Origin of the sequence: Xanthomonas cannabis pv. cannabis (assembly GCF_000802365.1) — a bacterium.
In the GTDB taxonomy this organism is placed as follows: domain Bacteria; phylum Pseudomonadota; class Gammaproteobacteria; order Xanthomonadales; family Xanthomonadaceae; genus Xanthomonas; species Xanthomonas cannabis.
Genome location: NZ_JSZE01000068.1, coordinates 22,331 through 33,117, shown reverse-complemented (window position 1 = coordinate 33,117; position 10,787 = coordinate 22,331). Strand labels below are relative to the sequence as shown.

General features: G+C 67.1%; 10 protein-coding genes and 1 pseudogene. 9 read left to right on the top strand and 2 right to left on the bottom strand.

Annotated elements, in window-relative coordinates:
* The 5 genes and pseudogenes from OZ10_RS12575 to OZ10_RS12555 all read left to right on the top strand — a co-directional run.
* Window positions 1–520, top strand: a pseudogene (locus OZ10_RS12575) (DcaP family trimeric outer membrane transporter); the annotation flags it as partial.
* Window positions 521–589: 69 nt separating this feature from the next.
* Complete coding sequence (locus OZ10_RS12570) at window positions 590–907, top strand: DUF485 domain-containing protein (RefSeq protein WP_039404987.1); 318 nt, start codon at window positions 590–592, stop codon at window positions 905–907.
* Window positions 904–2,631, top strand: coding sequence for a cation acetate symporter (locus tag OZ10_RS12565; RefSeq protein WP_039404984.1), 1,728 nt, complete (start codon window positions 904–906; stop codon window positions 2,629–2,631). Before OZ10_RS12570 ends, OZ10_RS12565 begins: the two co-directional genes overlap by 4 nt.
* Before the next feature lie 388 nt (window positions 2,632–3,019).
* Window positions 3,020–3,799: an exodeoxyribonuclease III gene (xth, locus tag OZ10_RS12560; RefSeq protein ID WP_039404980.1), complete on the top strand. Its 780-nt coding sequence runs from the start codon at window positions 3,020–3,022 to the stop codon at window positions 3,797–3,799.
* Window positions 3,796–4,233 (top strand): GFA family protein, encoded by a 438-nt coding sequence (locus OZ10_RS12555; RefSeq protein ID WP_039404977.1) that lies wholly within the window; start codon window positions 3,796–3,798, stop codon window positions 4,231–4,233. The genes xth and OZ10_RS12555 overlap by 4 nt, the downstream gene beginning before the upstream one ends.
* Window positions 4,234–4,285: 52 nt before the next feature.
* On the opposite strand, the gene OZ10_RS12550 is transcribed toward OZ10_RS12555, so the two are convergent.
* Window positions 4,286–4,537, bottom strand: a complete 252-nt coding sequence (locus OZ10_RS12550) for a GlsB/YeaQ/YmgE family stress response membrane protein (RefSeq protein ID WP_039404974.1) — start codon at window positions 4,535–4,537, stop codon at window positions 4,286–4,288.
* Between the two features lie 126 nt (window positions 4,538–4,663).
* Here OZ10_RS12550 and OZ10_RS12545 point away from each other — a divergent pair, with 126 nt between their 5' ends.
* Entirely contained in the window at window positions 4,664–5,260 is a 597-nt protein-coding gene (locus OZ10_RS12545) for a 4'-phosphopantetheinyl transferase family protein (protein WP_039404971.1), read from the top strand.
* Here OZ10_RS12545 and OZ10_RS12540 read toward each other — a convergent pair.
* Window positions 5,245–6,831, bottom strand: coding sequence for an alkaline phosphatase D family protein (locus OZ10_RS12540; protein ID WP_039404969.1), 1,587 nt, complete (start codon window positions 6,829–6,831; stop codon window positions 5,245–5,247). The two genes, OZ10_RS12545 and OZ10_RS12540, sit on opposite strands and share 16 nt — an antisense overlap.
* A 193-nt stretch (window positions 6,832–7,024) precedes the next feature.
* Between OZ10_RS12540 and rsmG the strand changes: the two genes are divergently transcribed.
* From rsmG to OZ10_RS12525, 3 genes are all read left to right on the top strand, one after another.
* The gene (rsmG, locus tag OZ10_RS12535) at window positions 7,025–7,663 is read left to right on the top strand and encodes a 16S rRNA (guanine(527)-N(7))-methyltransferase RsmG (RefSeq protein ID WP_039404966.1); all 639 of its coding nucleotides are present in this window, start codon (window positions 7,025–7,027) and stop codon (window positions 7,661–7,663) included.
* A gap of 392 nt (window positions 7,664–8,055) precedes the next feature.
* The gene (locus OZ10_RS12530) at window positions 8,056–9,870 is read left to right on the top strand and encodes a DUF885 domain-containing protein (RefSeq protein WP_039565178.1); all 1,815 of its coding nucleotides are present in this window, start codon (window positions 8,056–8,058) and stop codon (window positions 9,868–9,870) included.
* 532 nt (window positions 9,871–10,402) lie between these two features.
* On the top strand, window positions 10,403–10,786 hold the full coding sequence (locus OZ10_RS12525) for a hypothetical protein (RefSeq protein WP_039404961.1): 384 nt from the start codon (window positions 10,403–10,405) through the stop codon (window positions 10,784–10,786).
* Window position 10,787 lies beyond the last annotated feature (1 nt).

Below are 10,787 nucleotides of genomic sequence, written 5' to 3'. Positions count from 1 at the left end.
CTACAACTGGAAGGGCACCTGGGGCACGTTCGGCCTGTCGGCCATCGCACGCCAGTACCGCACCCGCAGCGCGCTGACCAACGACACCGAGTTCGGCGGCGCCATCGCCGGCGGCGGCCGCTGGATCATCAATTCCAGCAACGACCTGCGCTACCAGCTCAGCTACGGCGAAGGCCTGGGGCGCTATCTGGGCCTGGGCAACGGTTCGGACGTGGAGCTGGATGTGGAGGGCAACATCCACACCGTCAGCACCGTGGCCGGCTGGGTGGCGTGGCGCCACGACTACAGCGCCAAGCTACGCAGCACCATCATGTATTCGCGGGTGGATTACGACCACAGCCTGGCCAACACCGGCGGGCTTGCCAGCAAGTCGCAGCAGAGCCTGCGTGCCAACGTCTTCTATTCGCCGCTGCCCAAGGTGGATGTGGGTGCAGAGCTGATGTACGGCCGCCGCGAAGCCGAAAACGGCGACTCCGGCGACATCTCGCGTCTGCAGTTCACCACCAAGTACAGCTTCTAAGGTTCACCCCGCCGGCCGCCCGCCACGCATGTGGGCGGGCCGTGCCGCCCGCACTCCAGGAGACAGACCATGACCGTCTCGAATGACGCACTGATCGCCAAGATCGATGCCAATCCGAAGTACCACGCGCTCAAACGCCAACGCAACACGCTGGGCTGGACGCTGACCGTGCTGATGTTGCTGGCCTACTACGGCTACATCGGCCTGATTGCCTTCGACAAGGAATTCCTTGCCAAGCCCATCGGCGAGGGGGTGACCTCGATCGGCATTCCGATCGCGATCGGGGTGATGGTGTTCACCATCATCATCACCGCCATCTACGTGCGTCGCGCCAACAACACCTACGACCAGCTGACCGCGCAGATCCTGGAGGACGCCCGCAAATGAGCAAGACTTCGCGCCTTCTCCTGATCCTGGCCGGCCTGCTGCCGGCCGGTATCGCGCTGGCCGCCGGCGGTGACATCGGTCAGGCCGACAAGCAGCCCACCAACTGGGTGGCGATCGGCATGTTCGGCTTCTTCGTGCTGGGCACCTTGTGGATCACCAAATGGGCAGCGGCCAAGACCAAGTCGGCCGCCGACTTCTATACTGCCGGCGGCGGCATCACCGGCTTCCAGAACGGCCTGGCCATCGCCGGCGACTTCATGTCGGCGGCCTCGTTCCTGGGCATCACCGCCGCGGTGATGGCCAACGGCTACGACGGCCTGATCTATGCGATCGGCTTTCTGGTCGGCTGGCCCATCCTGACCTTCCTGATGGCCGAACGGCTGCGCAACCTCGGCAAGTACACCTTCGCCGACGTGGCCGGTTATCGCTTCGCGCCGACCGCGATCCGCAGCTTTGCCGCGTCGGGCACGCTGGTGGTGGTGCTGTTCTACCTGATCGCGCAGATGGTCGGCGCCGGTGCGCTGATCAAGCTGCTGTTCGGCCTGGACTACTGGGTCGCGGTGACCCTGGTCGGCGTGCTGATGATGGTCTACGTGCTGTTCGGCGGCATGACCGCCACCACCTGGGTGCAGATCATCAAGGCCGTGTTGCTGCTGACCGGCGTGACCTTCATGGCCGTGGCGATCATGTGGCACTTCAACTTCAGCTTCGAGGCGCTGTTTGCCGAGGGCGTGCGGGTGAAGACCGCGATTGCGGCCAACGGCGGTGCATCGCCGGAGGACGCGGCCAAGGCCGGCCTGTCGATCATGGGCCCGGGCGGCTTCGTGAAGGACCCGATCTCGGCGATCTCGTTCGGCATGGCGCTGATGTTCGGCACCGCCGGCCTGCCGCACATCCTGATGCGCTTCTTCACCGTTCCCGATGCCAAGCAGGCACGCAAGTCGGTGCTGTGGGCCACCACCTGGATTGGCTACTTCTACATCCTGATCTTCATCATCGGCTTCGGTGCGATCGCGCTGGTGCTGACCAACCCGCAGTTTGCGGACGTCACCACCGGCACCATCCACGGCGGCAAGGGTGCAGCCAACATGGCGGCGGTGCTGGTCGGCAATGCGGTCGGCGGTAACGTGTTCATGGGCTTCATCTCGGCGGTGGCCTTCGCCACCATCCTGGCGGTGGTCGCAGGGTTGACCCTGTCCGGCGCGTCGGCGGTGTCGCACGACCTGTACGCCACGGTGCTCAAGAAGGGCAATCCGGCGCCGGGCTCGGAGCTAAAGGTCTCGCGCGCCACCACCCTGGTGCTGGGCGTGATCGCGGTGCTGCTGGGCATCGTGTTCGAGAAGCAGAACGTGGCCTTCATGGTGTCGCTGGCCTTCGCCATCGCCGCCTCGGCCAACTTCCCGGTGCTGATCCTGTCGCTGCTGTGGAAGAACTGCACCACGCGCGGCGCGGTGACCGGTGGCTTCCTGGGGCTGGTGTCCTCGCTGGTGCTCACCGTACTGTCGCCGTCGGTGTGGGTGGACACGCTGGGCAACGCGGCCGGTTCGGCGCCCTTCCCGTACACCTCGCCGGCGCTGTTCTCGATGATCATCGGCTTCGTCGGCATCTGGCTGTTCTCGATCCTGGATCACAGCCCGCAGGCGGCCAATGAGCGCGCCGCGTTCAAGGCGCAGCAGATCCGCGCCGAAACCGGTCTGGGTGCCAGTGGTGCCTCGGGTCACTGAGTGCGGCGTTGTACAGGTGATCGCAGACGCCGGCCTTGTGCCGGCGTCTTGCGTTTTGGCGCTATCGCTGCGCGCCCGGTGCCGGCATGGCAGCCACGCCTTGCAGCGCGACGCGCAGGCGCGCGGCTGCGGCAGCCTCATTGCGGCAAGGGCACGTGCACAGTCTGGCAATGGAACCGCCCGGGGAGTGCGGCCGCGTGCAGCGGCGCCGGCTGACGTGGCGATGCATCGCCGGAAGTGCTGCGCCTCACCGGCTGTGTCGCTGCGCCGACCGTGCAGGCGTAGCGCCTGCGCCCGGCCCCGACCAGCTCGTGACGTCTTTCGGCCCGGCCCTGAGGCATGCGCGGGCGGCGCGGTACCATTGGCGGTTTGGACCACGGCCCCCTCCATGAAAATCGCCTCCTGGAACGTCAATTCGCTCAACGTGCGCCTGCCGCACCTGCAACAGTGGCTCGGCGCGTTTGCGCCGGACGTGGTGGGCGTCCAGGAAACCAAGCTGGAAGACCACAAGTTCCCGGATGCGGCGCTGGCTGCCCTGGGTTACCGCAGCGTGTTCTGCGGCCAGAAGACCTATAACGGCGTGGCGATCCTGTCGCGCTCGCCGGCGCTGGACGTGCAGATGGGTATTCCGGGCTTCGACGACGTGCAGCAACGCGTGATCGCCGCCACCGTGGACGGCGTGCGCATCGTCAACCTGTACGTGGTCAATGGCCAGGACGTGGGCACCGAGAAATATGCCTACAAGCTGCGCTGGCTGGATGCGGTGCACGACTGGATCGCGCAAGAGCTGCAGCGGTATCCGCAGCTGGTGGTGCTGGGCGACTTCAACATCGCCCCGGATGCGCGCGACGTACACGATGCGACGGTGTGGAACGAGCACCACATCCTCACCTCCACTGCCGAACGCGCCGCGTTGCAAAAACTGCTGGCGCTGGGCCTGCACGATGCATTCCGGTTGCATCACGATGAAGCCGAGCAGTTCAGTTGGTGGGATTACCGCCAGGCCGGGTTCCGCCGCAATCTCGGCCTGCGTATCGACCTGACCCTGGTGTCGGAAGCCTTGCGCGTGCGTGCCGTTGAATCGGGCATCGACCGCGAACCGCGCACCTGGGAGCGTCCCAGCGACCATGCGCCGGCCTGGGTGCGGCTGGCGGAGGCAGGCGCATGAGCGAGCGTCATCTGCGTCGCAGTACCCACAAGGTGGGCGATGTCACGCTGGGGCCGGTGCACCGCTTGAGTTGCCATTGCGGCGCAGTGCAGATCGATCTGGAGTTGCCGCACGGCCTGCTCGACCCGCGCCGTTGCGATTGCTCGATGTGTCGCCGACGTGGCGCCATCGTCGCCTCGGTCACCCTCGACGGCCTGCACGTGGTGCAAGGCCAGGACGCGCTACGGCTGTATCAGTTCAATACCCACGCCGCCGCGCATTACTTCTGCGGCGTGTGCGGCATCTACACCCATCATCGGCGCCGTTCCAATCCCAACGAATACGGCTACAACGTCGGTTGCCTGGAAGGCGTCAATCCGTATGCGCTGAACATCGCGGTGCCGGTGGAAGATGGCGTCAACCATCCTGCTGACCGCGCCGCCACCGGTCGCTGAAACGACGACGCCCGGGCGGGCCCGGGCGTCGTGGCAACCGATGCTGCGCCGATCAGCGCACGCGGCCGCGGGTAAACAGGTTGACGATGGCCAGCAGGATCACCGCGCCCACCAGCGACCAGACGAAGGTCCACAGGGTGATGGCTTGGTTGATGCCACCGCCGAACAGAAAACCGGCAATCAGCGCACCCACGATGCCGACGACCACATTGAGAATGATGCCCTGCTGCGCATCGCGACGCATGATGATGCTGGCCAGCCACCCCACGATGCCGCCGACGATCAACCAAATGATGATGCCCATGTTGCCGATCTCCTCATGTCTGTGCACCCGACGTGGTGCATGGGCGCCATTGGACGCATCGCGCCGTGAAGCAGCTGTCGAGCGCGGCCGCCGGGCTGGCGAAGCAGTTGGGTTGGTGGGCGGCGCGTGACAGCGTACGCAAGCTGGCAGCACGGCCCGGTGCAGCTCTGGCTACGGCCGCACCGGCCCGGCGAACGCGGCGAGCCGCAGGCGCGGCAGCTGCTGGGCCCGGCATTGGGCCTGGATCCGGCGCAGGTGCCATTGCAACGTGACGCACGGGGCCGCCCGACCCTGCAACCGGCCTTGCCGGACTGGGATACCGGCTGGAGCCACAGCGGCGATTACCTGCTGGTGGGGCTGGGGCAGGGCGTGCGGCTGGGCGTGGACCTGGAGCGGATCCGCCCGCGCCCGCGCCTGCTGGAGATCGCGCATCGCTTCTTCCACCCCGACGAACTGGCGCTGCTGGCCGCCTTGCCGGCGGACGCACAGCAGGCGCTGTTCTTTCGTCTGTGGTGCGCCAAGGAAGCCCTGCTCAAGGCGCATGGCCACGGCCTGTCGTTCGGCCTGCATCGGCTGGCCTACGCGCTGGCCGCCGATGGCGCCCTGCAGTTGCGGTGGTGCGACCCAGCGCTAGGCCAGGCCGCGCGCTGGCAGCTGCACGAATGGTGGGCCGCACCGCAGTGCCGCGCCGCGCTGGCGCTCTACCCTCACGCGGCCGCGTGAGGCCCCGCGCCATACGGCAGGATCGGCTGACGGAACTGTGCCACGCCATCCAGGTCGCGCAAGGTCACCGTCAGCACGCCGCTGGCGCCATCGATCTCCACCTCGCCGAAGAACTGGTACCCGGCCAACGGTGAGGTATTGGGTGCAGGCGGCGCCTTCTGGAACACCACCGTGGGGCCGAAGGTGGCATCCAGCGCGTTCGGTCCGAAGCTGCCGGCATTGAGCGGGCCGCCGACGAATTCCCAGAACGGCTCGAACTGCTGAAACGCGGCGCGGTCGGGGTGGTAGTAATGGGCTGCGCAGTAATGCACGTCGGCAGTGAGCCACACCGTGTTGCGGATGCGCGCACGGCTGATGAAGCGCAGCAGCGTGGCAATTTCCTGCTCACGGCCACGCGGCACGCCGTCATCGCCATTGGCGATCGCTTCCCAGCGCGGGCGCCCGGTCGCATCTTCGCCATCGGGCACCTGCAGGCCGATCGGCATGTCGGCGGCAATCACCTTCCACTGCGCGCGCGAGCCGGCCAATTCGCGCTGCAGCCACGCCAATTGCTCCGGCCCGAGAAAGGCGGCATCGGGGCCGGGTTGCGGTTGCAGGTTGTCGCTGTTGGCGCCGCGGTAGCTGCGCATGTCCAGCACGAACACGTCCAGCAACGGGCCGTAGGCGATCTTGCGGTAGATGCGCCCGTTGCCATCGGCGCGCACGCTGCGCAGCGGTGCGTATTCCAGGAAGGCCTGGCGCGCGCGTTGGGCCAGCACGTCGATCTCGCGCACCTGGTAGCGCGCATCCAGCTGCTTGCCGGGCGACCAGTTGTTGGTGGTTTCGTGGTCGTCCCATTGCCACAGTTGCGGCACCTCGGCATTGAAACGGCGCACATGCTCGTCCAGCAGGTTGTACCGGTAATTGCCGCGGAATTCGTCCAGCGTTTCGGCCACCTTGCTCTTGGCCGCAGTGGTGAGGTTGCGCCAGCGCTTGCCGTCTTCGACGGTGAGTTCGGCCGGAACCGGGCTGTCGGCGTAGATGGTGTCGCCGCTGTGCAGGAAGAAATCCGGGTTGCGTTCGCGCATGGCGCTGTAGATGCGCATGCCGCCGATGTCCGGATTGATGCCGAAGCCCTGGCCGACCGTGTCGCCGCTCCAGACAAAACGCACGTCGCGCCGTGTCCGCGGCGCGCTGCGCAGATGGCCATGTACCGGCGCGCTCAGTACCCCGCTGTCGGCGTCCTCGAAGCGCACCCGGTAGAAGATGTCCTGATCACGCGGCAGGCCGCTCAGGTCCACGCGCGCAGTGAAATCGTGGGCGGCCACCGCCATCGGTCCATCGACCCGGCGTGCCTGGCGCAGGCTGGGGCGCGTGTCCCATTCCACCCGCATCCGCGCCGGCCGATCTGCACGGCTCCATAGCATCGCGCGGTCTTCCAGCGCATCGCCGCTCTGCACTCCGTCGGTGATCAGTGGGCGCCCGGAAGGCGCGGCCAGGCTGCGCGCGGACCAGCCGGCAGTGGCTGGCAGCAACAGGCCGGCACCCAATCCTTGCAGGAGGCGGCGGCGGGCGCGATCGGAGGCGGGCATGGCGTTCTCCAAGCTCTGGCAGCGGTGTCCAGATATAGCGCCGCTGTCTTACCGGCACGTGTCCATTGCGGTGGGTCCAGCGCGTGTGTCCAGCGTTGCGAAGAGGCGTCGGCCGGGTCGGCCCGGACAACCCGGCAGCATCCTCGCCTGCACACGCGCGCCCGCACGACACCCCAGCTGCGATAATCGCGCCATGAACGATGCCGCACTCGCCCCCGATGTCTCCGCCGCGCTCGAGCGCGGCCTGCAGGCCCAATCCCTGGATGCGGCCTTCGCCGCGCCGCTGCTGCGTTACCTGGCCCTGCTGGTGCGCTGGAACAAGACCTACAACCTCACCGCCGTGCGCGACCCACGCGAGATGGTCACCCGCCACCTGCTCGATTCCCTGGCCATGCAGCCCTACATCGCCAGCGGCACCCTTGCCGACCTGGGTACCGGCCCCGGCCTGCCCGGCATCCCGCTGGCCATCACCCGCCCGCAACTGCAGGTGACTCTGGTGGAAAGCAACGGCAAGAAGGCCCGCTTCATGCGCGAGACCCTGCGTCACCTGGAGCTGCGCAATGCGCGGGTGGCCGAATCGCGCGCCGAAGCGCTGGACGAGCCGGCCGCCTACGACCACCTCACCGCGCGCGCGCTGGACACGCTGGCCGGCATCATCAATGTCGGCGGCCACCTGTTGCGCCGGGGCGGCAGCCTGCTGGCAATGAAGGGCGTCTATCCGCACGAGGAAATCGCCGCATTGCCTGCCGGCTGGACCATGAGCGAGGTGCATCCGCTGCAGGTGCCCGGCCTGGAGGGCGAGCGGCATCTGGTGGTGGTGCGCAAGGCCTGAGCCGAGGCGACGCCGATCGGCCTCAAGCGGCCCTCACCCCAGCCCTCTCCCGCAGGCGGGAGAGGGGGCAAGACCGACCTCGCCAGTAACGTCAGTTGCTCCGCCCGGTAGAAAGACGGCAGTGCTCCGCCCCGGCGGAAAGACAACCAAACAACCCTCGACAACCACCAGGTCCCTTCCCCCGCCTGCGGGGGAAGGTGCCCGCAGGGCGGATGGGGGCAGTGCATGACACTCCGGCCAATCAGCTCAACAGCCCCACACGCTCTCCAAGGCAGGCGAGGGAGCTCAACAGCCACCACAGCGCGTCTGCCCGCATTGGGACTTCCGGCCCATGGCAGCGCGGGCGTGGGCTGCCATGATCGGGCGTTCGCTCCAGATCAGGCTTTCCGCACGTGACCTCTCCGCTCGCCGTCGCACTCTCGCTCGCCCTGCTGGGCACCTCGTTCGTCGCTTCCGCGCAGGCCGCCACGCCGCCCGCGCCGGCCACGCTCACCGCCGAAGCGCCCGCCGATGCACGCTTCCGCGCGATCTACGAAAAAGAGTGGGCTTGGCGGCAGGCCGAAACCGGGCAGGCCGACGAAGACAGCGACACCACCGGCGACAACACGCATCTGCCGGATGTCAGCGCGGCCGCCCAGCAGGCGCGCCTGGCGGTGTGGGACGGCGTGCTCAAGCAGCTCGACGGTATCGACCCGAAGCAGCTCTCGCCGGCCAACCAGATCAACTTCGCCATCTACCGCCCACAGGTGGAAAACCTGGCCGCCGACGTGCGCCTGCGCCTGTACGAAATGCCGTTCAACTCCGATAGCTCGTTCTGGTCGAACTTGGGCTTCATGGCGCAGCGGCCGATGAAGACCGCTGCCGAATACCGCGCCTACATCGCGCGCCTGAACGATGTGCCGCGCTATTTCGACCAACAGATGGTCAACATGCGCGCCGGCCTGGCGCGCGGGTTCAGCGTGCCGCGCGCGGTGCTCGATGGGCGCGATGTCTCCATCGCCACCATCGCCGAGGTCAAGGACCCCACCGAATCGACCTTCTACGCGCCGTTCAAGCAGCTGCCTTCGCAGATCCCCGCCGCCGAACAGGCGCAACTACGCGAACAGGCCAAGGCCGCGCTGAGCACGGCCGTCCTTCCGGCGTACAGCAAGTTGCTGGCCTTCTTCCGCAACGACTACATGCCCAAGGCGCGCACGACGCTGGCGGCCGAAGCATTGCCCGACGGCGAGGCCTTCTATCGCCAGCAGATCCGCGAATACACCACGCTGGAGCTGAGCCCTGAGCAGATCCACCGGATCGGCCTGGACGAAGTGGCGCGCATCCAGTCGCAGATGAATGCCATCATCAAGCAGGTGGGTTTCAAGGGCAGCTTCGCGCAGTTCCTCACCTTCCTGCGCACCGACCCGCAGTTCTACGCCAAGACCCCGCAGGAGTTGCTCGATCGCGCGGCGTGGATCTCCAAGCGCGTGGACGGGCAGGTGGGCAAGTTCATCGGCACCCTGCCGCGCGGGCGCTTCACCATCAAGCCGGTACCCGACGATATCGCCCCGTTCTGGACCGCCGGCCGCGGTGGCGCCACGACGTATTGGGTCAACACCTACAACCTGCCATCGCGGCCGCTGTACAACCTGCCGGCGTTGACCTTGCACGAGTCCTCGCCCGGGCATTCGCTGCAGGGCTCGCTGGCGCTGGAGCAGGGCGAGCAGCCCGCGTTCCGCCGCGAAAACTATATCTCCGCCTATGGCGAAGGCTGGGCGCTGTACACCGAAAAGCTCGGCCAGGAGATGGGTATCTACGAGACGCCTTATGAAGAATTCGGTCGGCTCACCTACGAAATGTGGCGTGCCTGCCGGCTGGTCATCGACACCGGCGTGCACCACGACGGCTGGAGCCGCGCGCAAGCGCTGGCCTACCTGCGCGACCGCACCGCACTCAGCGAGCACGAAGTCACCACCGAGGTGGACCGCTACATCTCATGGCCGGGCCAGGCGCTGAGCTACAAGCTGGGCGAGATCAGCATCGTCAAGCTGCGCGCCGAGGCCGAACAGCAACTGGGCGAGCGCTTCGACATCAAGGCGTTCCACGACGTGGTGCTGAAGCAGGGTTCGGTCACCCTGCCAGTGCTGGAGCAGCAGGTGCGCGCCTTCATCGCCGAGAGCAAGGCACGCCCGATCAAGTCCAAGCCAGCCGCTGCCAACGCACCGTGATGTGCTGGTAACGGCGTCTGAGGGCATCGAGTTGGGATGCCGCGAGCGGTGAGGGCACCGCCCACTCGACCGAGGCTGCGAGTTTGCTGCAGGGCCCTTGCCCGCCCACCATCGCGGGACACGCTGCAAGTACGTCCATGTAGCTCCGTGGCGGCATCCATGCCGCCAAGGGTCCCGCGACGGTGGGCGCGCAAGGACCAGTCGAGTTGGTCGGTGTGCAGAGTTTTCAACAAGCGATCAGCAAACTTGCGACGCTGTTTCTTCGCTCTTCAACAAGCCACCAGCCAATTGTCTGGTGCGGTGCCCTTACCGATTGCGGGACCGTTGGCGGCATGGATGCCGCCACCGAGCCCCCATGGACGGGTTGACGGCGTGTCCCGCGAGCGGTGAGGGCACCGCGCCCTCGACCCACCACGCTTTAAGAGTATCCGAGCAGACAGAGCATCCGAGCAGAAAGAGCATCCGAGCAGAAAGAGCCACGCCACACCCGCATGCAATTGTGTAACCACCCTGGGCTCTATACGCTGCGCCCATGCTGCTGCGTCGCGCCCGCCTGTTGCACCCCTTGCTGCGCCTGATGGCGCTGGCAGTGCTGGCGCTGGGCGTGCTGGTGGCGCCGGTGGCCTGCGCATTGGGCGATGTGCATGCATTGGCGCACGACCAGATGCATCTGGAAGACACCGCGCCGCATGGCCATGACGGCGCCGACGAAGGCGATGCCGGCGAGCGCGATGGGGCCGGCCTGATGCACGCCCTGATGCATAGCGGCTACTGCCACGGCCAGAATCCGGCTGTCTTGCCGGCGCTGGCCTGGCTGCCGTTGTCCACGCACGCGCACGCCCGGCCCGTGGCCGTGTTTGCGCACTACCGCTCGCACCTGAGCGAGACCGGATTGCGTCCCCCGATCGCGGCCTGAT

Bases quoted from the DNA above. Each gene is read 5' to 3' on its own strand.
- OZ10_RS12550 (WP_039404974.1), bottom strand. From the start codon at position 4,537: ATGGGCATCATCATTTGGTTGATCGTCGGCGGCATCGTGGGGTGGCTG.
- OZ10_RS12555 (WP_039404977.1), top strand. From the start codon at position 3,796: ATGAGCGAGCGTCATCTGCGTCGCAGTACCCACAAGGTGGGCGATGTC.
- OZ10_RS12565 (WP_039404984.1), top strand. From the start codon at position 904: ATGAGCAAGACTTCGCGCCTTCTCCTGATCCTGGCCGGCCTGCTGCCG.
- xth (WP_039404980.1), top strand. From the start codon at position 3,020: ATGAAAATCGCCTCCTGGAACGTCAATTCGCTCAACGTGCGCCTGCCG.
- rsmG (WP_039404966.1), top strand. From the start codon at position 7,025: ATGAACGATGCCGCACTCGCCCCCGATGTCTCCGCCGCGCTCGAGCGC.
- OZ10_RS12540 (WP_039404969.1), bottom strand. From the start codon at position 6,831: ATGCCCGCCTCCGATCGCGCCCGCCGCCGCCTCCTGCAAGGATTGGGT.
- OZ10_RS12570 (WP_039404987.1), top strand. From the start codon at position 590: ATGACCGTCTCGAATGACGCACTGATCGCCAAGATCGATGCCAATCCG.
- OZ10_RS12525 (WP_039404961.1), top strand. From the start codon at position 10,403: ATGCTGCTGCGTCGCGCCCGCCTGTTGCACCCCTTGCTGCGCCTGATG.